Origin of the sequence: Phytomonospora endophytica (assembly GCF_014202425.1) — a bacterium.
GTDB lineage: Bacteria > Actinomycetota > Actinomycetes > Mycobacteriales > Micromonosporaceae > Phytomonospora > Phytomonospora endophytica.
On record NZ_JACHGT010000003.1, the window covers coordinates 507,288 to 528,107 of the forward strand.

Consider the following 20,820-nt stretch of genomic DNA (forward strand, 5'->3'; position numbering starts at 1 on the left):
TTAGTTCTTGACCCGGATCGTGGCGTACACGTAGTCGATGGCCCGGACGGGGCGAACCGCGATGTCGATGCGGATGATGCCCTGGGCGAAGTCCTGCTGCGTGGAGTAGACGTCGGCGATGAACGCCGGGTCGGTTCCGTCGGTGGAGGGCACGAGCGCGCCGGCGCGTTCCATCCGTGTGAAGGTGGCGACCAGCTGGGCTTTGAGCGCGACCCGCGCGGACTCGGTGTTGAGGCTGCCGATGAAGTTCTCGGCGATCGCCTTCGTCTCGCGCACGGCCTGGTCGGCGACCCTGGTGACCGAGATCTGGTCTCCGGTGGTGTCGATTCCCTTGAGGACGATGACGCCCCGGCCCCGGCGGTCGGCGACCACGCAGGCGTTGACGGTCGGGCCGAGGAGGACGTTGAGTTCGCTCTCGCGGTAGCCCGCCGGGGCGACGCCGAACAGCGGGACGCCTTTGAAGGTGGGCGCGTCCTGCGGGTTGAGGCGGCCGACCATTCCGGCGACGGCTCCGGCGGCACCGGCCGGGGAGACGAGGACGAAACGGCGGTTGCGGGCCACGGAGGCGTGGTCGCGGACGTCGGCGACCTTCTTCTGCTCCTCGGCGGTGACCGCGCCGAACGCGATCCTGGGCGCGCCCTGGTCGGACATCGCGACGGCGTGGGCGACCAGGGCCTGGTGGATCTGGCGGACCTGTGCGGTCGTGCGGGTCGGTTCGATCGCGGCGACGATCAGGTCGATGCGGGTGTCGTCGCCGAGCCGGTCGATGGCGGTCACGTAGGCGTCGACGCCGGGCGTGGTCCCGTCGGCGAAGGGCTGCGGGGCGGCCGTCGCGGCCGGGAGGGCGTCGCCGCCGGTGAGGGTGGTGGCGCTCCTGGCACGCAGGTAGGCGCTGCGGGTCGCGAGGACGAACGGCAGGTACTGCTCGGAGTCGGGGTCGAGGGACAGGCCCCGGAAGGACTCCTGGAGCCCGTTCTGGTGCACGTCGATGGCGATGCCGCTCGACGGGACGGTCAGCACGACGCGCAGTCCGGTCGGGTCGGCGCCTTCGGCCGGGACGAGTACGGCCAGGACCTTGTTGGCGCCGTTCTTCACCGGGATCTCGACCGGATCGGCGTTGGGATCGAAGGTGAGGTCGAGGCCGACGGCGGTCGCGCCGGCGATGCCCGGGTCGAGTGCGACCAGGTGGCCGGACGCGCGGTTGACGGTGCCGAACAGGTCGTCGGCCTCACCGGGCGCGACCCGCAGGTCGCTGTGGGTCTCGACGACGACGCCGTCGCGCAGGACGCGCATGGTCACGCGGAGGGGCTCGCCGACGGCGTCGGTGCTCTCGCGGACCTCCACGGCCAGGTGCCCGTTGGCCCAGTCGCCGGCCGAACGGCAGCGCAACAGCACGGCGGCGGCACCGTCGCGGTTGTTGAGGGTCAGCCGCGCGGCGGCTCCCCCCAGAACCGGGGCGACGACGACTTCGCTCGCGCCGTTGCCGAGCGCGTGCACGGCTTCGGGCATCGTCACCGCCGTGCCCGGGCCGAGCACCTCGCGGAGCTCGGCGAGTTTGGAGACGCCGACGAGTGAACCGTCGGCGGTCGGTCGGTCGACGATGCCGACCACGCCGACGATCCCGGCGGGGCTCGGCAGCGGGGGCAGGATGTCGAAGCGGGCCTCGACCCGCACTCCCGGCACGATGAGCGTGGCCATCGCTTCAGTCCTCTCCGCGGGGATGCTCGGACTAGAGCGTCACTCCCGCCGAGCGGGGCGAGGATGGCGTTGTGGACAACCGGGCGGGCAGGGCCCGATGCCCGATGGGGTCGCCTCGATCAACGGATTCTGCCCCCCGGGCACTCGTACTTTCGGCCCACCCGATCCCCTGACCAGCGCTGTCGCCGAGCCGGTGCGGCTTCGCCGAAGATCGGCCGGGAGTGTGAGCGTGCATGCACCTTCCGGGCCGGGCCACGCGGGAAATCCGCTTGCCGCTCCCCCGCGGTCCTGATCTACTCCCACCGAACGCATTCACACCAAGGCGAGGAGAACTCCGTTGCGTACAGCTCACATGTCCCACCAGGTTCCGAATTCGGCCTACCAAAAGGACATGACGCCAAGTGCGCACCCTCAACCTCGGGATCCTCGCCCACGTCGACGCCGGTAAGACCAGCCTGACCGAGCGGCTCCTCTACGCCGCCGGAGTGATCGACGCCGTCGGCAGCGTCGATGACGGCAGTACCCAGACCGACTCCATGGCATTGGAGCGGCAGCGCGGCATCACCATCAAGTCCGCCGTGGTGTCCTTCGCGCTGGGCGACACGACCGTCAACCTGATCGACACACCGGGGCACCCCGACTTCATCGCCGAGGTGGAACGCGTCCTGAGCGTGCTCGACGGTGCCGTCCTGGTGGTCTCGGCCGTCGAGGGCGTCCAGCCGCAGACCCGCGTGCTCATGCGGACCCTGAAACGACTGCGCATCCCCACCCTGATCTTCGTCAACAAGATCGACCGGGGCGGCGCCGATCCCGAACGGGGCATCGCCGGCATCACCGCCAAACTCAGCCCCGCCGTCATCGCGATGGGCTCCACCGTCGCGCCCGGAAGCCGCTCGGCCCGGCACGTCCCCTTCGACGTGCCCGACGCCGAGGTCCTCGCCGACCACGACGACGGTTTCCTCGCCGCCTGGCTCGACGGCGGCCTCACCCCCGAACGGGTCCACGGTGAACTCGCCGTCCAGACCTCGCGCTCGCTGGTCCACCCGGTCTACACCGGTTCGGCCGTCACGGGCGCGGGCGTGGAATCCCTGACCGAGGGCATCCGGACGCTGCTGCCCCCGGCGGCGGGCGACGCGCAGGCACCGGTGTCGGGCAGCGTGTTCAAGATCGAGCGCGGCCCGACCGGCGACAAGATCGCCTATGTCCGCCTCTTCACCGGGACGGTCCGCACACGCGACCGGCTGCGCTTCGGCACCCGCGAGGAGGCGAAGGTGACCGGGATCCGGGTCTTCGCCGACGGCGGCGACGAACGCGCCGATGAGGTCCGCGCCGGCCGGATCGCGAAGCTCTGGGGCCTCGGCGATGTCCGGATCGGCGACACCGTCGGTGAGACACCGCCGGGTGCCGCCGGGCGGCGGCACTTCTCACCGCCGTCGCTGGAGACCGTCGTCGTCCCCGTCAGGGCCGCCGACAAGGGAGCCATGCACGCCGCCCTCGCCCAGCTCGCCGAACAGGACCCGCTGATCGACCTGCGGCAGGACGACGTCCGCGGCGAGGTCTTCGTGTCGCTGTACGGGGAGGTGCAGAAGGAGGTCATCGAGGCGACCCTCGCCGAGGAGTTCGGTGTGGCGGTCACCTTCCGGGAGACCACCACCGTCCACATCGAACGGCCGGTCGGGACCGGGGAGTCACTGGAGATCATCGCCAAGGAGCCCAATCCGTTCCTGGCGACCGTCGGGCTGCGCGTCGAGGCGGGACCGCCGGGCGGCGGTGTGGACTTCCGGCTCGGCGTGGAGCTGGGTTCGATGCCGCCGTCGTTCTTCCGGGCCGTGGAGGACACCGTCCGGGAGACCCTGCTCCAGGGGATCCACGGATGGCGGGTCACCGACGTCGTCGTCACCATGACCCGCTCGGGGTACTGGGCGCGGCAGAGCCACAGCCACGGCAGTTTCGACCCGAGCATGTCGAGCACCGCCGGGGACTTCCGCAACCTCACCCCATTGGTCTTGATGGACGCGCTGCGGAAGGCGGGAACCGAGGTGTGCGAACCGATGCACCGCTTCCACCTGGAGATCCCGGGCGACACGCTCGGGGCGGTCCTGCCCGTCCTGGCGCGACTGCGGGCCGTCCCGCAGTCCACGCTCACCCGCGGGGAGGTGTGCGAACTGGAAGGCGACATCCCGGCGGCCTCCGTGCACGACCTCGAACAGCGGCTGCCCGGGATCGCGCGCGGCGAAGGGGTGCTCGACTCGGCGTTCGACCATTACGAGCCGGTGCGCGGCGCCGTCGTGCCGGAACGGTCGCGGACCGACGGCAACCCGCTCAACCGGCGCGAGTACCTCCTGCAACTGACCAGGCGCGTCGCCTGAGCAGGGCGGGACGGGCGGACGGAAGGCCCCTTGGGGCAATCCCGGTTGCCCGTCCCGCTGCCCGTGCGCCTGCCGCACACGGGGTGTGCGATCCGACGCTTGAAGCGATCACGGCGACCGGTCGAGGAGGTCCGCGTGGAGTTCGGCCCGGAGCCCCACCGCGAGGAGCAGGCCGCCGCCCGGCCACGTGCCGAGCGGCCCGAGTCCGCGCGTCCCACGGCGGAGGAGGCGCTGCCCGGCGCCCGGACCGCGCCCGGCTTAAGCCCCCGGTCGGCGCTCGCGTTGCAGGGCCGCGTCGGCAACCGCGCCGTGTCGCGGATGATGGCCCAGCGCACCAAGGCGCCGAAGGCCCCCGCGGTCCCGAAGCAGGCCGCGCCGAGCCCCGCCCCGGCGGCCGCTCTCGGCGCCACCGCCACGCAGGCCTCGCCGGAGGCCGCGCCGGTCGAGTTCGTTCCCCTGCAGCGGCTCGCGAGCGCGCCCGCCGCCGCACCGGCCCGCCCGGACTCACCCGGGCAGGACCCGAAGTTCAACGCCCTCACCAAGGACGTGAAGACCAAGCAGGGCACGCTCGCCAAGCATCCGCCGGCCAAGAACGAGGCCGACGCCGCGGCCAAGGCGGCCAAGCCGCCGCAGGACGACAAGCTCGCCCAGGGCAAGGCCGCCAACGCCGAGAAGATGAACGAGGCCAAGCCCGGCGAGTTCGACAAGGCCGCGTTCATCACGGCCGTCAACGCCGCCATCGCGGCCAAGGCGCCGAAGAACCTGGAGGAGGCCGACGAGTTCGGCTCCTCGGGCAAGGCCGACGGCGTCAAGGACCAGGTGCAGGGCAAGGTCGGCGACGGCAAGAAGCAGTCGGCCTCGGCGATCGAGTCGACGACGAAGGCTCCCCCGGACACCTCGGCGGCCAAGGACAAGGCGGTCACGCCCCTGGCGGCAGACAAGCCGCCGCCACTGCCGGGTACCCCCGACCCGTCGATGGCGGTGCCGGACAAGGCGCCGCCCGCCGCCACGGACTTCTCCGAGGGACCGAAGCAGGTCGACAAGGAGATGGCCGACGCCGAGGTCACCGAGGAGCAGCTGGCTAAGTCGAACGAACCGGAGTTCACCGGTGCGCTCAAGGAGAAGAAGGCCGGGGAGGAGCACTCGGCGACCGCGCCCGGTGAGGTGCGCGCCAAGGAGAACGCCACCCTGAGCACCGCCAAGGCCGAGGCGAAGCAGGAGGGCGCGTCGGCGATGTCGTCGATGTCGGTCGCCCGCAACAAGTCCGGGCAGGACCTCACCTCCGGCAAGGGCAAGGCGCAGTCGGCCGACGAGCAGAAGCGCGCGCAGGTCACCGCGAAGCTCCAGACCGTCTTCGATGCCACCAAGACCGATGTGGAGAAGATCCTCGGCGACCTCGACAAGAAGGTCGACGACAAGTTCGGCAAGGACGAGAAGGTCGCGCGGGACGCGTTCACCGCCGACCACAAGCGGCGGATGGACGCCTACAAGGACAAGCGGTACTCGGGCTGGTCGGGCGGGCTGAAATGGGCCAAGGACAAGCTCATGGGCATGCCGTCGGAGGCCAACGACATCTTCGCGGTGTCCCGGCAGGGCTACACCACGGCGATGCAGACGGTGATCGCCGGCGTCGCCGACCTGATCGGCACCGAGCTGAACGCGGCGAAGGCGCGCATCGCCAAGGGCCGCGCCGATCTCAAGGCCGAGGTCGACAAGCTGCCCAAGGACCTCCAGTCCATCGGCAAGGAGGCCGCCGGTGAGTTCTCCGGCAAGTTCGACGAACTGACCGAGTCGGTCGACAGCAAGGGCACCGAACTCGTCGACACCCTCGCCTCGAAGTACACCGACGCGCTGAAGTCGGTCGACGAGGAGATCGCCTCGGAGAAGGAGAAGAACAAGGGTCTGGTCGCCAAGGCGATGGACGCGGTGGTCGGCGTCGTCAAGACGATCCTTGAGCTGAAGAACCTGCTGCTGGGGATCCTGGCGAAGGCCGCGTCGGCGATCGCGGGGATCATCAAGGACCCGATCGGCTTCCTCGGCAACCTCATCGGCGCGATCGGCAGCGGCATCAAGTCGTTCATGGCCAACATCGCCGGTCACCTCAAGAAGGGCGTGCTGGGCTGGCTGCTCGGGGCGGCCTCCAGCGCCGGGCTGCAGCTGCCCGACAAGTTCGACCTGCGCGGCATCCTCACGATGATCGCCTCGATGCTCGGACTGACCTGGGGCTCGATCAAGGGCCGTGTCATCGCCAAGGGCGTGCCCGCCGAGGCGATGAGGGCGGTCGAGGCGAGCGTCCCGATCGCGCAGAAGATCGCCGGCGGTGGCATCGGCGCGGTGTGGGAGGACATCAAGGACTACATCGGCGACCTCAAGGAGAACCTGTTCGGCAAGATCGCCGAGTACCTGATCCCGACGGTGCTCATCGCCGGCGTGACGTGGATCCTGTCGCTGCTCAACCCGGCGTCGGCGTTCATCAAGGCCTGCAAGGCGATCATCGACATCGTCACCTTCATCGTGACCAAGGGCGCCCAGATCGCCGAGTTCGTCAACGCCGTGCTCGACGCCGTGATCGCCATCGCCAAGGGCGGCTCCGGCGGCGTCGGCGCCCTCATCGAGAACGCGCTGGCCAAGTCGATCCCCGTGCTCATCGGCTTCCTCGCGGCCCTCCTCGGCATCGGCGGGCTGGCGGAGAAGGTGAAGAAGTTCTTCGCGTCCCTGTCGAAGCCGGTGATGAAGGCGGTCGACTGGGTGGTCGGGAAGATCGTCGGCTTCGGGAAGAAGATCTGGGCGAAGATCAAGGGGAAGTTCGGGAAGAAGGACAAGGACGGGAAGGACAAGAAGGATCCCGCCGCCACCGGTGAGCTGCACACCTCCAAGAGCACCGAGATGGCCGGTGAGGGCCACACCGTCTACGCCGACGTCAAGAACGGCAAGGTCCGCGTCGAGATGGCCTCGGCCCGGCGCCAGTGGATCGGCGGGCTGGTCACCGCCGCGCTCGGCAAGGCCAAGGACCCGGAGTTGCGCCGGATGCTCGGCGGCATCGACCGGCAGATCAAGGACTTCGAGAAGCAGGAGTCCGGGCCGCTGACGCAGGCCAAGAAGGACAAGATCGAGGCGCAGCTGATCAAGATCACCGAGGCGCTGCAGGTCCTCGGGCAGGTCTTCAAGATGAAGGACCTGACCGACTTCACCAAGAGCAAGTACACCGCCAACGGCAAACTGCTGCCCCAGTACCAGGGCAGCGACGCGATCCGGGCGAACTTCTACACCAGCTGGAACTCCGCCGCCACCGCCGAGAAGCGCCGTCAGCTCAAGGAGCACGTCAAGCGGAAGAACGACGAGAAGCACATCTGGAAGCCGACGCCGCAGCAGCTGGCCTCGTCCGACTGGTACGTCTGTCCCGGAAACGGCTCCAGCGCGGCGCACCTGACGGACAAGACGGATCCCAAGGGCCTTCCCGCCATCGACCACAAGTACGAGGTCGCCGCCCAATGGAACGACGAAGGGCACAACACGCCCCATTCGCCGCGCGAGACCTGGTACAACCTCATCTCGAACCACGCGACCATCTGCACCAGCTGCAACGGCAGTAAGAGCGGTCCCAAGTACCAGCCCGAGGTGGGACCCGACTTCCGAGGAAAGGACGATCCCCCGTGACCGAACCCTCCGGCGGCATCCCCGACACCGGGCCGCTGAACTACCGGTTGTGGCTCCCGCGCTGGGACACTCACAACGGCAGGCTCCGGACGCGCCTGCAGGTCACCACGATGGGCCTCACCCAGATCAACGAGGGCACCACGGAGTGCATGACCGCGATCCTCGAAGAACTCGGTCAGCCCGAGGCGAAGAACGTCACCTGGTCCTGTGAGCGCTATCGGACGCCGTACTTCTCCGACTTCACCGACGCCGAAGCCTGGGAGGACCGGCTGGCGATGGCATGGTCGGTCACGATCGAGACCGACAACGACGTCGACCCCGAGGACGGCGGCAGCCACGACCCCGGCCCCCACGGAAGCCACGCCCACGACTCGACCTTCGCCGACGAGGACGAGGACTGGGAGCGCACGAGGGAGCGGGTGATCGTCATCGCGGGCCGCGGCTACGGTCCCGAGATCGACGCGGCGCCCTTGGAGGAGATCGACGGCGTCCGGTCGGCGGACACCGGCGTCTTCGAGGGCATGGTCGCGCTCGATCTGGGCGAACTCGACTTCCCCGAGGCACTGCCCAAGGTGGAGGCCGTGGTCGCGCGGTGTCAGGAGCTGGGGCTGCCCACGACCTGGGGGCGCTGAGCCGCCACCACCGTCCGAAACGTCAACGACACCCGCCGCCCCCGCACCACGACTCCCCCGTCGTGGCGGTCGGTCTTGCGTGCGGGGATCCCGTGCAGCCAGTCGTAGCGCGCCTCGCCCGTCATCACCAGCAGGGCTCCCGGCTCCAGCAGCAGCGGCACCTTCTCGCCTTCTCCGTCCCTGCGCGACATCACCATCACGCAGCTCGACCCGAGGCTGATCGACAGGACGGTGTCGGCGAAGCACGGCACGCAGTCCACGTGCGAGGCGATGCCCTGGCCCGGCTGGTACTCGTTGACGATGAGCTGGTCGAGGGTCGCGGGGGCGTGGCCGTCGGCGTGCAGGCGCGCGGCGAGCGCGGCGGCCCAGGTGGGCAGGGGGCCGAGGTGGTCGGTGGCGTCCACGGACTTGCGCTTGTAGTCGTAGCGGTAGCCGTAGTGCTGGACGCGCCGTCTGAGTTCGGCCGACCAGGGCAGCGCGTCGACGACGCCGAGCAGGGTGTCCTGCGCGGCGTCGTCGAGGTAAGAGGAGGCGAGGGTCAGACCCGGGATCGACACCCGGTCATGCCATCACACGGGTGCGACAGGCGGCGTCTCATCGTCGTCGGCGTCCTCGTCGGCGATGGCGCCGGGGTCTTCGCGGCGCACGTCCTCGGCGTGTTCCTCGGCCTCGTGCTCGGCTTCCTCGTCGACTTCCCCTTCGCCGCTCATCTGCCGGTCGTCGTTGCCTCGATAGGGATGCGTCATGACCTCACCGTAGGCCGCCGGATGGGCGAAGATGACTCGTCGGGGAAAACCCGCACGGCGATGTCCGGTCCGGCGCCGCGGCTTCGACGTCTCCGGTGAACAGGCGCCGCGAGGGCGCCGGAGCGAAGGAGAGAACCGTGAAGTTCATGCTCAGCACCAACGGATCCCAGCAGGACTACGACGGCATGGGAGGCAAGGCCGGCGGCGAGCCCGCCTGGACGGCCGGGGAGTTCAGCGCGATGGTCGAGTTCATGACGCGCTTCAACAAGTCCCTGGAGGAGTCCGGCGAGCTCGTCGAGACGCGTGGCCTGGCCGGTCCGGTGCACACGCGCCGGGTCAGTGGGCTCAAGGACGGCGTGCCGGTCGTGACCGACGGTCCCTACGCCGAGACGCAGGAGGTCCTCGCCGGTTACTGGGTCGTCGAATGCGACGGCATCGACCGCGCCACCGAGATCGCCGCCGAACTGTGCAGGTGCCCGGGGCCGGCCCACGTGGCCGAGAAGGGCTACATCGACGTGCGGCCGATCCAGGAGGCCGCGGGCGACATGCTGTGACCGAGCACGGCGAACGGCCGGAGGACCTGCTGCGCTCGCTGGCGCCGCGGGTCCTCGGCGCCGTCGTGCGCCGGTACGGCCACTTCGACCTCGCCGAGGACGCCACCCAGGAGGCGCTGCTGGCGGCGGCGACGCGCTGGCCGGGCGAGGGCGTCCCCGACGACCCGAAGGCGTGGCTGATCACGGTCGCGGCCCGTCGCCTCACCGACCTCCTGCGCACCGAACAGGCGCGCCGTCGCCGTGAGGACAGGGTCGCGCGGTGGCGGTTGCCGGACGACTGGCTGGCGCCCGCCGCCGACCGCACGGGTCCCGCCGCCGACGACACGCTGATACTGCTGTTCATGTGCTGCCATCCGGCGTTGTCGCCGGCGTCCCAGATCGCGCTGACGCTGCGCGCGGTGGGGGGCCTGTCGACCGCCGAGATCGCCCGCGCGTTCCTGGTGCCCGAGGCGACCATGACGCGCCGGATCACGCGTGCGAAGGCGGCCGTGAAGGACAGCGGCGTGCCGTTCGCGCTGCCCGCCGGCGAGGCCCGCGCCGAGCGGCTCGGTTCGGTCCTGCACGTGCTGTACCTGATCTTCAACGAGGGCTACGTGAGCACCTCCGGCGACAGTCTCCAGCGCGCCGACCTCGCCGACGAGGCGATCCGCCTGGCCCGTGTGGTCCGGCGGTTGCTCCCCGAGGACGGCGAGGTCGCCGGACTGCTCGCGCTGATGCTGCTCACCGACGCCCGCCGGGCCGCCCGCACCGGCCCCGACGGCGCCCTGGTCCCGATGGCCGAGCAGGACCGGAGCCGGTGGAACGCCGCCTACGTCGCCGAGGGCATCGCGCTGATCACCGCCGCCCTTCCCCGCGGGGACACCGGCCCCTATCAGCTCCAGGCCGCGATCGCGGCCGTGCACGACCGGGCGCCTTCGGCCGCCGACACCGAGTGGCGCGAGATCGCCGCGCTCTACGGGCTGCTCATGCGCGTCGGCGACAACCCGGTGGTGCGGCTCAACCACGCCGTGGCCGTCGCCATGGCCGACGGGCCGGAGGCCGGGCTGGCGCTGCTCGACGACCTCGACGGGCCGCTCGGACGCGACCACCGCCTCCACGCCGCGCGGGCTCACCTGCTGGAGATGACCGGCGACGCCGCCCCTGCGCGTGCGGCCTATCTGACGGCGGCCGCGCTCACCGCGAACCTCCAGCAGCAGCGTTTCCTGCGCGCGAAGGCCGCCGCGATCGGCGCCGAGCAGGGGTTTCAGTCCGGTGACGGCACCGGCGACGCCGTGAAAGTGCGCTGAAACCCGCCTGAACCCCGCCCCTCGCAGACTCACCTGGTCGTGGCCGCACCGGCCATGCGAGACGAGGCGAGGAAACGACATGACGACCGTCCCTTCCGGGCAGGCGATCGGGGCACGAGGGCTCCGCAAGTCCTACGGCGACAAGAAGGTCCTCGACGGCGTCGACATCACCGTCGCCGAGGGTTCGATCTTCTCCCTGCTCGGCCCCAACGGCGCGGGGAAGACCACCGCCGTGCAGATCCTGTCCACGCTCATCAGGGCCGACGCCGGCGAGATCCGCGTCGCCGGTCACGACCTCGCCCGCGACCCGCAGGCGGTCCGCCGCGCCATCGGCGTGACCGGGCAGTTCTCGGCCGTCGACAGCCTCCTCAGCGGTGAGGAGAACATGCTCCTGATGTCCGACCTGAACCACCTGCCCAGGCGTGACGGGCGCCGACGCGTCGCGGCCCTGCTGGAGCGCTTCGAGCTCGCCGACGCGGCGAAGAAGTCGCCGGTCACCTACTCCGGCGGCATGCGGCGGCGCCTCGACCTGGCCATGACGCTCGTCGGTGATCCGCGGATCATCTTCCTCGACGAGCCGACCACCGGCCTCGACCCGCGCAGCAGGCGCACCATGTGGGAGATCATCGAGGAGCTCGTCGCCGCCGGCACCACGATCTTCCTCACCACGCAGTACCTGGAGGAGGCCGACCGGCTCGCCGACCGCATCGCGGTTCTCGACGGCGGCCGCATCGTCGCCGAAGGCAGCTCCGACGAACTCAAGCGGCTGATCCCCGGCGGCCACGTCCGCCTCACCTTCGCCGAACTCGGCGGCCTCGACAAGGCCTTCACCGTGTTCCCCGGCTCCTCGCGCGACGACGAGACCCTCACGCTGACCGTCCCCGGCGACGGCCGCGTCGAGACTCTCAGGCACGTCCTCGCCGCCCTCGACGCGGCGGCCGTGACCGTCGACGACCTCACCGTCCACCGGCCCGACCTCGACGACGTGTTCTTCGCCCTCACCGGCCACTCCGCCACCACCGACAAGGAAGACTCCCGATGAGCGCCATCGCCGACTCCACCACGATGCTCCGCCGTAATTTCACGCACTCCGTGCGCTACGCGGCGATGACTTTGAGCGGCCTGCTCCTGCCGGTCCTCATGATGCTGATGTTCGTCTACATCTTCGGCGGCGCCATCGGCCCCGCCATCAGCGCCGGCACCGGAGGCGGTGTCTCCTACATCGACTATCTCACCCCGGGGATCCTGGTCATGGCCGTCGGCGCGGGGTCGGCGTCGACCGCGGTGAGCGTCGCGGTGGACATGAAGGAGGGCATCATCGCCCGCTTCCGGACGATGGCCATCTCGCGCGGGTCGGTCATCACCGGGCAGGTCGTCGGCAGCACCATCCGGACCCTCGTGAGCCTCGCGCTGGTCATCGGCGTCGCCCTGCTGGTCGGTTTCCGGCCCGCCGCCGGACCGGTCGCGTGGCTCGGCGCGATCGGGCTCCTCGCCCTGCTGATCCTGGCCTTCACCTGGCTCGCGGTGGCCTTCGGGCTGGTCGTCAGGTCTGCCGAGGGCGCCAACATGGCCTCCATGCCGATGCAGTTCCTGCCGCTGGTCAGCAGCGCGTTCATGGCGCCGGACCTGATGTCTTCGGGCATCGGCTGGTTCGCCGCGTACCAGCCCTTCACGCCCATCATCGACACCCTGCGCGGCCTGCTCCTGGGCACGCCGATCGGGAACAGCGGCTACCTGGCCGTCGGGTGGTGCCTCGGGCTGACGCTGCTCGGGTTCCTGTGGGCCCGCAGCGCCTTCAACCGCGACCCGAGGCGTTAGCCGCGCTCGGACAGCAGCTCGGCGACGTGCTCGCGGAGCCGCTCGGGGCTCAGGCCGGCGTACGACGAGATCGCCTCGTCGTAGGCCGGCCCGTCGGCCTCCCGCGCGGCGGCGGCGACCCCGGCCGGGGCCATGGTCGGCTGGAAACCGCGCAGGAAGCGCATCCGCTCGGCGAGGGCGATCATCCGGACGGCACGCCGCGCGACCACCGGATCGCCACTGTGGCGGGCGAGGTCGGCCATCGCGATCGCCACCAGCGCGATGCCCCGGATCGGATCGTGCATGATCGTGCCCGAGGCGACCGGGAACCTCCCCGGAAGCAGTGCCCGCAGCTTGAGGGGCAGCGTGTCGGCGATCTCGGTGACGAGGTCGATGCGCCCGTGCCGGGCGTGCGCGACGACGGTGATCGACTCGGCCTCCAGGACCCACGCCTCCAGGTAGGGGTCGACGACGATGTCGGGGCCCTGCACCTGGAGCGTGGTCGCCCGCCACATGCGCAGGCCCGCGTCGATCTGGCCGCGGGCGAGCAGGATCTCGGCCTCGATGCCGAAATCGGGTCGCAGGACGCCGACGAGCTTGTCGGTGATCTCGGGCAGGATCTTGCGCATCCAGTCCTCGGCGGCGTCGACGTCGCCGATCTGGAGGTTGGCCAGGACGAGTCCCCAGCGGACGCCGACCTGGTCGGTCCACTCGCCGAGCGACTCCATGATCCGCATGGCGGCCTCCAGCTGGTCGCGCGCCTCTTCGGGGCGGTCCTGCTGGAGGCAGAGGTCGGAGATGCGGCCGTGGGCCATGCAGCGCATCCACGGGTCGGTGCGGGGGTCGAAGGCCGACAGCATGCGCCAGGCCGCGGCCATGGCGCCCTCGGCGTCGCCGTCGGCCTCGGCGAGGTAGCTGTAGATCCCGCAGGCCCCTCCGGAGAGGTGCCGGTCGGGGCTGTCGCAGAGTTCGCGGATGTGCGTGCGGTCGGGGCCGAGGTAGTGGCCGATGTCGCGGATGATCAGCGCGATGGCGCCGAGTCCCTCGCCGGCGGCGGGCGCGGGCAGGCGCCGGAGGGTGGCGATGGACCGGTACGGGCCGGGGCCGGTGACGAGGAGCGTGTTGGCCAGGCACAGCGTGACGGCGGCCCGGGTCACGTCGACGTATGCGGGCTCGGGGCGGTAGTGCGACAGCATCCCGTCGACTTCGAGGGTGAGCCGGGAGATGCGCGCGTGGTTGGTGTCGACGGTCCACATGCCGGCCAGGAGCGCGGTGGCTGAGGCCACGGTGGCACCGTCGCCGTGTTCGAGGCCCATGCGCAGGGCGAGGAGGAGGTTGTCCTGCTCGTCGCGTATCGCGGCGGTGAACGCGAACGGCTGCGGGCCGAGGCCGTCGAGGTGGCGGGCGGCGGCCAGCGCCCGGACCCAGGCGAGGAAACCCTCGGCGACCCGCGGTGACTCGCCGTCGTTGGCGCGGCGGGCGGCGCAGAACTCCCGGACGGTCTCCAGCATGCCGAAGCGGACGCCGGTGATCGAGTCGCGGGTGCGCAGCAGGGACTGCTCGGTGAGCTGTTCGAGGATGTCGATGGCGCCGGGGCCGAGGAGGTGCCGCGCGGCCTCGGCGGTGAACCCGCCGGGGAAGATCGACAGGGCGCGCAGGGCCGCGCGGGAGTCCTCGTCGAGGAGGTTCCAGCTCCAGTCGACGACGGCCTGGAGGGTCCGGTGGCGTTCGGGGGCGTCGCGCGACCCGCCGCGCAGGAGGCTGAAGCGGTCGTCGAGGTTGCGGGCGATCTCGGCGACCGACATGACCCGGATCCGGGCGGCGGCGAGTTCGACGGCGAGCGGGAGCCCGTCGAGGTTGCGGCAGACCTCCTCGACGGCGGCCGCGGGGAGTTCGGCGTTGGGCCTGGCGGCGCGGGCGCGCTGCGTGAAGAGTTCGACGGCGGTGGCGAGGTCGAGTTCGGGGAGGGCGTAGACGGTCTCCGAGGACAGGCCGAGCGGTGCCCGTGAGGTGGTCAGGACACGGGTCTCGGGGGCCATGGAGACCAGTGCGCCGACGAGTTCGGCGACGCCGCCGAGGACGTGTTCGCAGTTGTCGAGCACGAGCAGGGTCGAGCGGCCGGCGAGGGCGGAGACGATGCCGGCGACGAGTTCGAGGCCGGGTTTCTGGCGCACGCCGAGCGCTCCGGCGACCTCGGCGGCCACGTCCTCCTCGGCGGTGACGCCGGCGAGGGCGACGAACTGGACGAGGCGCTGGTCGGCGGCGCGTCCGACGGCGTGGGCGAGCCGTGTCTTGCCGAGGCCGCCGGGGCCGACGATGGAGGTGACGCGGGAGGTGTGCAGGAGGTCGGCGACGGCCTGGAGGTCGGTGTCGCGGCCGAGGAGGCGGTTGGGTTCGTGGGTGACGCCCTGGCGGACGACGGGCGTCTCGGCCTGGAGGAGCTCACGGTGGGCGGCCTTGAGGGCGGTGCCCGGGTCGGAGCCGAGTTCGTCGCGCAGGCGGACGCGGTGGTCGTCGTAGCGGGCGAGGGCGGCGGCCGTGCCGAGGGTGGCGGCCTCGCTGCGGAGGAGTTCGAGGAGGACCTCCTCGTCGCGGGGATTGGCGTCGAAGATCGCGGTGAGCGCCTCGACGGCCTCGGCGCGCCTGCCGAGGCGGGAGAGGGCGAGTGCTCGTCCGCGGGTGAGGGCGCGGTGGGTCCGGGCGCGGTCGGCGCGCAGGACGGCGAGGGGGTCGTCGGTGTCGGCGTCGGGTCTGGGGGTGACGCCGTGCCAGTGCGCGAGTCCCCGGTCGGCGGCGGCGAGGGCGGTGACGTGGTCTCCGGCGCGGGCGGCGCGGGCCGACTCGTCGGACCGGGCCAGGACGGCGGCGGCGTCGACGGCGTCCTCGCCGAGGGCGAGGCGGTAGCCGGTGGGGGTGCTGGCGAGGACGTCGGCGCCGAGGAGGGCGCGGGCGCGGGAGACGAGGACCTGGAGGGCCTTGCCGGGGTTCTCGGGGCGGTCCTCGGGCCAGAGTCCGTCGACGAGGCGTGCGGTGCCGCATCCGGCGGTGAGGTCGTCGGCGAGGAGGGCGAGGAGGCCGCGCAGTCGCGGAGCGGTGATCTCCTTGTCGCGGTGGGCCACTCGCGAGAGGAGGATCAGCTCGGCGGTCACCTCGGTAGGTTAACGCCCGCGTGGGTGCCGGGCCGGGCGTGCCCACCGTGTCCGGCGATCCCGTCTCGTGTCCGCGCCGGGGCATTTAGGGTGAGGCTGACAAAGGGGGTCGTCGATGCGTGCTCTGACGATGGAACCGCTGAAGGCCGGGGCCGTCGCGGTCCGCGAGGTGCCCGATCCGGTGCCCGGTGAGGGTGAGCTGCTGGTCCGTGGCATCGCGGTGGGTGTGTGTGGGACCGACCGGGAGATCATCGCCGGCGACTACGGCTGGGCGCCGCCCGGACGCGATCTGCTGGTCCTCGGGCACGAGTCGCTCGGGCGCGTCGTGTCGGCGCCCGGCGGGAGCGGCTTCATCGAGGGCGACCTCGTCGCGGGCGTGGTGCGCAGGCCGGACCCGGAGCCGTGCGGTGCCTGCGCGCGCGGCCAGTTCGACATGTGCCGTAACGGGAAGTACACCGAGCGGGGCATCAAGGAGATCGACGGTTTCGCCAGTGAACTGTGGACGGTCGAGGCGGACTACGCCGTGGCGGTCGACGCGCGGCTGGAGTCGGTCGGGATGCTGATCGAACCGGCCTCGGTGCTGGCGAAGGCCTGGGATCAGATCGAGCGGGTGGGCGGCCGTTCGTGGTTCGAGCCGCGGCGGCTGCTGGTCACCGGTGCCGGCCCGATCGGGCTCCTGGGCGCTTTGATGGGCGTGCAGCGCGGTCTCGACGTGCACGTCGTGGACCTCGCGACCGACGGCCCGAAACCGGCCGCGGTGGAGGCGCTGGGCGCGACCTATCACAGCGAACCGGCCGCGGAGGTCGCCAAGGCGCTGACCGCCGACATCGTCATCGAGGCGACCGGTGTCGGCCAGGTCGTCTTCGACGCCATGCGGAACACCGCCGCCTACGGGATCGTGTGCCTGACGGGCGTGTCGACCGGCGGGCACAGCATCGGCGTCGACGCCGGGGCCGTCAACCGCGAGATCGTGCTGGAGAACGACGTCGTCATCGGCACGGTCAACGCCAACGTCGGCCACTACGAGGCGGCGGCGAAGGCCCTGCTGGCCGCCGACCTCGCGTGGCTGGAGGGTCTGATCACCCGCCGTGTCCCGCTCGGCGACTTCGCCGAGGCGCTCGAAGCGCGGCCGGGCGACGTCAAGGTCGTGGTGACGCTCGACTGAGTTCGGGCGGCCCGGTTCGGGCCGTGTGCAGGCGACGACATGGTGCCGTCCCCCGCGATGTCGATGCGGCGGCCGCCTTCGCACGGTCGTGCGCGGCTGATCGCCCGCGGGCGTCTCGCGCCGGGCTCAGGCGTGGAACGCCTCGATGACGCGCTGGACCCGGAACCCGGCGGCGAAGTCGGCGAGGTTCACCTGCGGGCCGCCGCGCACGGCGCGCGCGAACGCGGCCAGCCGGGACGGTTCGCCGCCCTGCGGCCCGGTGAGCTCCACGGGTGTCCAGTCGCCGCCGTCGGAGACGAGGAGCCTGCTCCAGGCGTCGAGGGTGTAGGACCGTCGCGTGCCCCACAGGACCCACTCGTAGGTTTCACGTCCCGCGATCCCGGCGAAGGCCGACAGGTGCACCGGGACTCCCCCGGCGTGCAGGTGGCCGCGGGCGGCGGTCTCGGAGGCGCCTTCGGCGTAGTCGAGGCCGGCGTCGACGACCTCGACCGGGCCGAGGAGGCGGTCGGTGAGGTAGACGAAGTGCGAGAAGACCTCGCGGACGAAGCCGCCCTGTTCGCGGCCGTCCAGCCACCGCGCGTCGGCCTGGAACGCCCGGGGCCAGCGCGGGAAACGCAGCCGGACGTCGACACCGAGGACCTCGCCGGCCTCACCGGCGGCGAGGGCGCGTTCGATCTCCAGGACGGCGGCCCGGTCGGACAGCGCGAAGTTGACCGCGCAGGCCACACCGGCCTCTTCCGCGGCGGCGAGCATGGCGCGCCCGTCGGCCTCGCTGACGGCGAGGGGCTTCTCGCAGAACACCGCGATGCCCCGGCGCAGCGCGGCGACGGCGAGTTCGGCGTGGAAGGCCGGGGGTGTGGCGATGTAGAGGGCGTCGATGTCGTCGGCGGCCACGACCTGGGCGGGGTCGGTGGTGTACGTGACGGCCGGATCGGTGGCGCGGTGGCGTTCCACGGTCGCCGGGTCGAGGTCGGCGGCGACGGTCACGGTGATGTCGGCGTGGTCGCGGGCCGAGGCGAGGACGTGGCCGCCCATGGCGCCGAGGCCGATGATGCCGAGGCGGACTTTCGCGTTGTCTGACACGCCGGTCAGCTTCGCCGACGGGGGCGCCCGATGTCGACGTGGGGTGCGACACAGCTCCGCCGAGGGGGCGAGGTCGGCCGAGCGGTGGAGTCCGGACAAGCCCTGCGCCACCTAGGATGACGGCCATGCTGTCGGTGATCCTGGCCTGCGACGACCCGCTGGAGACCGCGGGTTTATTCACCAGTCTGCTGGGCTGGAACCTCGTGTTCGCCAGTCCGCCCGATGCCGATGACCTGCTCGCCTGCGTGGAACTCGGCGGCGCCCAGGTGATGCTCGGCTCGGCCGGGCCGGAGTTCCTGCCCGAGGCCGCCCGTGCCCATCGTGGCGCCGGGGCCGAGATCTACATCCGGCTCCCGCCTGGCGTGAGCATCGACGCGATCCATACCCGCCACGCCGACGCGGGCGTCGTCACCCGCGAGCTGGAGCAGCGCGCGTGGGGTGAGTGGGTCTTCCAGGCGCGCATCGAGGGCTATCGGTTCATGATCGCGCAGGAGCCCGTCGACTCTTAGGCGGGCGTTCCGAAGGGCCCGTGCTCCTCGGCGGCGCAGGCCAGCTCGACCGAGTCGAACAGGGGCAGCGCGCGGGCCAGTCCGTTCGTCGTGATCAGCCGTGTCACCTGTGGCTGTGGCGCGGCGATGCGCAGGGAGCCGCCGCGCGGCCAGAGCTGCCTCGCCGCCCGGATGAGCATGCCGAGGCCGGTGGAGTCGCAGAAGGCCACATCGGACATGTCGAGTACGGCCGTGTGGCGTGGGGAGGCCAGGACGAGCGTGGCGAACTCCGCCTCCTGGGCACCGGCCACCAGCAGATCCAGTTCGCCGGAGAGACGAAAGATCCGGCAGTCGGGCCGGTCGGCGATCTCCATGGAGAGCCCGTCGGGATAAGCGTCCGCCACGACTTCACGGTACGCCGCGCGGGAGGTTCGCGCCGGTCGAGCAGAATCGCGGTCATGACCGACGCGACCGTCCCGGAGTGGGCACCGACGACCGCCGACGAGTGGGGCACGGTGATCCGCGAACGGCTCACCGCGTCCGTCCCCGGTGGACTCGCCGAGCTGGGCGCGCACCTGGCGACGCTCGGCGGGGCCTTCACCAAACGCCGCGAACTCAAGAAGGCCTGGCTGGGGAAGGTCGCCAGGCTGCTCGTCCCCGGCACGCACGACTTCGTGCTCGGCGCGGTCGCCGCACTGGCCGACGGTGCCGACCGCAGGGTCCTCATCGGCACGGAGAACCGTGATCTCGCCATGGGCTTCGTCGTCGCCGCCGGGCTCAGCGCCCGTACCGACGCCGTGCCGGTCCTGACGCGTCTCGCCCGGCGTGCCGGGTCCCTCCACGGCACGGGAATGCTGGGCCGCGACGACGGTTTCGCGCAGGTCGCGCTCTACGCGCTGGCCGACCTCGCGGTACCCGAGTCCATTGACGCGCTGTGCCGGCTGCGCCGGGAGGTGAGCTACGTGATCCTGCACGAGAAGGTCACCGAGGTCCTCGGTGGGGCCGCCGCGGCGCAGGGGGTGTCCGAAGAGGACTGGACGGAGCGTTCGGTTCCGGCCTGGGGTGTCGGGCCCGAGGGCGTGGCCACGTTGCGCGCACTGGGTGAGGGGACCGTCTACGGCAGTTCCCCCTACCCGGCCGAGATCACCGTCGAGGGCGCTTTCGACGTCACCTTGACCTGGCATGACACCGACGGGTCGGTCAAGGTCACGGACCATCCTTTCCCTTCGCCGACGGGGTTCAAGCGCCGGTTCGGGAGTCACAACGTCGAGGCGACGCAGCGTGCCGCCAAGCGGGTGCTGGCCGGACTAGCCACCGAGCGCCACCGTGTCGGCCGCCTGTCGCGGACACGCACCTGGGACTGCCGCGACTGGCGGCGGCTGTACCTCGACCACCCGCTCACGGGGCCTGTCGCCCGCGCGGTCATCTGGGAGTTCACCGACGGCGACGGCCGCGTCGTCTCGGCGATCCCGGTCGCCGACGGCGGCTATGACTCCGTCGGTGCCCCGCCGGCCGCTCCCGTCGAGGTCCGGTTGTGGGACTCCGCACGCGCCGGTGCGGAGGAGACCGCGCTCTGGCGGAAGCATCTCGCCGACGGCGGTCTCCGCCCGGCCTTCGATCAGCTTCCCTGACGGTGGGACGCCCGCGCGAACGCGGGCGTCCCACCGTCTTCTCGGCCGGCGGCTAGAGCGCCCGCCACTGCTCGGCCGGCGCCACGCCGGGGACGGGGCGGCCGATGAGTGCGAGCGGGATGAAGAAGCCCATCTGGCCGAGTACGGCGGCGATGGTGACGAGCTCGCGCTCGTCGAAGTGCCCGCCCGCCTCGGCGTAGAGCTCGTCGGAGACGCGCACGCCCGAAGGGTTCGGTGTGTGCACGGCTTCGGCGATGGCGAGCGCGGCCCTTTCGGCCGGGGTGAAGTACGGGGCCTCCCGCCAGGTCGCGACGGCGCCGAGGCGTTCGGGGGTGTCGGTGGACTCGCGGACGATACGGGCGGTGAAGTAGGCGCTGCCGAGGAGTTGCCCGACGCGCAGCTGCATGAGGTCGACGGTGGTCTGCGGGAGCACGCCGTCGTTGACCTTGTTGACCGCCATGGCGACGTCGACGATGGCGGGGACGAGGGCTGCGGGGTTGGGCAGGCGGGAGGCGGTGGTCATGTCGGTGTTCCTCTCACGTTTCGTGACCGTGGTTGTTCGGTT

At 71.4% G+C, this 20,820-nt stretch carries 17 protein-coding genes; 10 read left to right on the top strand and 7 right to left on the bottom strand.

Translation table 11 applies throughout. The annotated features are described in order from the left end of the window. Positions 1-1,698 carry a phage tail sheath C-terminal domain-containing protein gene (locus tag HNR73_RS08695; protein WP_184786777.1) on the bottom strand — a complete coding sequence of 566 codons (1,698 nt, stop codon included), beginning with the start codon at positions 1,696-1,698 and terminating at the stop codon, positions 1-3. Positions 1,699-2,099: 401 nt separating this feature from the next. Here HNR73_RS08695 and HNR73_RS08700 point away from each other — a divergent pair, with 401 nt between their 5' ends. From HNR73_RS08700 to HNR73_RS08710, 3 genes are all read left to right on the top strand, one after another. Then, a complete protein-coding gene (locus HNR73_RS08700) occupies positions 2,100-4,067 on the top strand; it encodes an elongation factor G (protein ID WP_184786778.1) in 1,968 nt (655 codons plus the stop codon). A 135-nt stretch (positions 4,068-4,202) separates the two neighbouring features. After that, positions 4,203-7,724, top strand: a complete 3,522-nt coding sequence (locus HNR73_RS08705; protein WP_203685795.1) for a phage tail protein — start codon at positions 4,203-4,205, stop codon at positions 7,722-7,724. Then, positions 7,721-8,356: a hypothetical protein gene (locus HNR73_RS08710; RefSeq protein ID WP_184786779.1), complete on the top strand. Its 636-nt coding sequence runs from the start codon at positions 7,721-7,723 to the stop codon at positions 8,354-8,356. Before HNR73_RS08705 ends, HNR73_RS08710 begins: the two co-directional genes overlap by 4 nt. Here HNR73_RS08710 and HNR73_RS08715 read toward each other — a convergent pair. Both HNR73_RS08715 and HNR73_RS08720 read right to left on the bottom strand, forming a co-directional pair. After that, the gene (locus tag HNR73_RS08715; protein WP_184786780.1) at positions 8,320-8,913 is read right to left on the bottom strand and encodes an alpha-ketoglutarate-dependent dioxygenase AlkB; all 594 of its coding nucleotides are present in this window, start codon (positions 8,911-8,913) and stop codon (positions 8,320-8,322) included. The genes HNR73_RS08710 and HNR73_RS08715 overlap by 37 nt on opposite strands. Positions 8,914-8,925: 12 nt before the next feature. After that, positions 8,926-9,102: a hypothetical protein gene (locus tag HNR73_RS08720; protein ID WP_184786781.1), complete on the bottom strand. Its 177-nt coding sequence runs from the start codon at positions 9,100-9,102 to the stop codon at positions 8,926-8,928. A 146-nt stretch (positions 9,103-9,248) separates the two neighbouring features. On the opposite strand from HNR73_RS08720, the gene HNR73_RS08725 reads away from it, so the two are divergent. From HNR73_RS08725 to HNR73_RS08740, 4 genes are all read left to right on the top strand, one after another. Next, positions 9,249-9,656: a YciI family protein gene (locus HNR73_RS08725; protein ID WP_184786936.1), complete on the top strand. Its 408-nt coding sequence runs from the start codon at positions 9,249-9,251 to the stop codon at positions 9,654-9,656. Then, a complete protein-coding gene (locus HNR73_RS08730; RefSeq protein WP_184786782.1) occupies positions 9,653-10,942 on the top strand; it encodes an RNA polymerase sigma factor in 1,290 nt (429 codons plus the stop codon). The genes HNR73_RS08725 and HNR73_RS08730 overlap by 4 nt, the downstream gene beginning before the upstream one ends. A gap of 79 nt (positions 10,943-11,021) precedes the next feature. After that, positions 11,022-11,984, top strand: a complete 963-nt coding sequence (locus HNR73_RS08735; protein ID WP_184786783.1) for an ATP-binding cassette domain-containing protein — start codon at positions 11,022-11,024, stop codon at positions 11,982-11,984. Beyond that, positions 11,981-12,760 carry an ABC transporter permease gene (locus HNR73_RS08740; protein ID WP_184786784.1) on the top strand — a complete coding sequence of 260 codons (780 nt, stop codon included), beginning with the start codon at positions 11,981-11,983 and terminating at the stop codon, positions 12,758-12,760. The genes HNR73_RS08735 and HNR73_RS08740 overlap by 4 nt, the downstream gene beginning before the upstream one ends. On the opposite strand, the gene HNR73_RS08745 is transcribed toward HNR73_RS08740, so the two are convergent. Next, a complete protein-coding gene (locus HNR73_RS08745; protein ID WP_184786785.1) occupies positions 12,757-15,888 on the bottom strand; it encodes an ATP-binding protein in 3,132 nt (1,043 codons plus the stop codon). The two genes, HNR73_RS08740 and HNR73_RS08745, sit on opposite strands and share 4 nt — an antisense overlap. A 115-nt stretch (positions 15,889-16,003) precedes the next feature. Between HNR73_RS08745 and HNR73_RS08750 the strand changes: the two genes are divergently transcribed. Beyond that, entirely contained in the window at positions 16,004-17,053 is a 1,050-nt protein-coding gene (locus tag HNR73_RS08750; protein ID WP_184786786.1) for a glucose 1-dehydrogenase, read from the top strand. Positions 17,054-17,179: 126 nt separating this feature from the next. Here HNR73_RS08750 and HNR73_RS08755 read toward each other — a convergent pair whose 3' ends face one another. Then, positions 17,180-18,136, bottom strand: coding sequence for a Gfo/Idh/MocA family protein (locus HNR73_RS08755; RefSeq protein ID WP_184786787.1), 957 nt, complete (start codon positions 18,134-18,136; stop codon positions 17,180-17,182). Between the two features lie 125 nt (positions 18,137-18,261). On the opposite strand from HNR73_RS08755, the gene HNR73_RS08760 reads away from it, so the two are divergent. Then, positions 18,262-18,645: a VOC family protein gene (locus HNR73_RS08760; RefSeq protein ID WP_184786788.1), complete on the top strand. Its 384-nt coding sequence runs from the start codon at positions 18,262-18,264 to the stop codon at positions 18,643-18,645. On the opposite strand, the gene HNR73_RS08765 is transcribed toward HNR73_RS08760, so the two are convergent. After that, positions 18,642-19,028, bottom strand: a complete 387-nt coding sequence (locus HNR73_RS08765; protein WP_184786789.1) for an STAS domain-containing protein — start codon at positions 19,026-19,028, stop codon at positions 18,642-18,644. The genes HNR73_RS08760 and HNR73_RS08765 overlap by 4 nt on opposite strands. A 54-nt stretch (positions 19,029-19,082) precedes the next feature. Between HNR73_RS08765 and HNR73_RS08770 the strand changes: the two genes are divergently transcribed. After that, a complete protein-coding gene (locus HNR73_RS08770) occupies positions 19,083-20,255 on the top strand; it encodes a DUF4132 domain-containing protein (protein ID WP_184786790.1) in 1,173 nt (390 codons plus the stop codon). Between the two features lie 52 nt (positions 20,256-20,307). Here HNR73_RS08770 and HNR73_RS08775 read toward each other — a convergent pair whose 3' ends face one another. Then, the gene (locus HNR73_RS08775) at positions 20,308-20,778 is read right to left on the bottom strand and encodes a carboxymuconolactone decarboxylase family protein (protein WP_184786791.1); all 471 of its coding nucleotides are present in this window, start codon (positions 20,776-20,778) and stop codon (positions 20,308-20,310) included. Positions 20,779-20,820 lie beyond the last annotated feature (42 nt).

Bases quoted from the DNA above. Each gene is read 5' to 3' on its own strand.
- HNR73_RS08695 (WP_184786777.1), bottom strand. From the start codon at position 1,698: ATGGCCACGCTCATCGTGCCGGGAGTGCGGGTCGAGGCCCGCTTCGAC.
- HNR73_RS08735 (WP_184786783.1), top strand. From the start codon at position 11,022: ATGACGACCGTCCCTTCCGGGCAGGCGATCGGGGCACGAGGGCTCCGC.
- HNR73_RS08750 (WP_184786786.1), top strand. From the start codon at position 16,004: ATGCGTGCTCTGACGATGGAACCGCTGAAGGCCGGGGCCGTCGCGGTC.
- HNR73_RS08740 (WP_184786784.1), top strand. From the start codon at position 11,981: ATGAGCGCCATCGCCGACTCCACCACGATGCTCCGCCGTAATTTCACG.
- HNR73_RS08770 (WP_184786790.1), top strand. From the start codon at position 19,083: ATGACCGACGCGACCGTCCCGGAGTGGGCACCGACGACCGCCGACGAG.
- HNR73_RS08725 (WP_184786936.1), top strand. From the start codon at position 9,249: ATGCTCAGCACCAACGGATCCCAGCAGGACTACGACGGCATGGGAGGC.
- HNR73_RS08720 (WP_184786781.1), bottom strand. From the start codon at position 9,102: ATGACGCATCCCTATCGAGGCAACGACGACCGGCAGATGAGCGGCGAA.
- HNR73_RS08760 (WP_184786788.1), top strand. From the start codon at position 18,262: ATGCTGTCGGTGATCCTGGCCTGCGACGACCCGCTGGAGACCGCGGGT.
- HNR73_RS08775 (WP_184786791.1), bottom strand. From the start codon at position 20,778: ATGACCACCGCCTCCCGCCTGCCCAACCCCGCAGCCCTCGTCCCCGCC.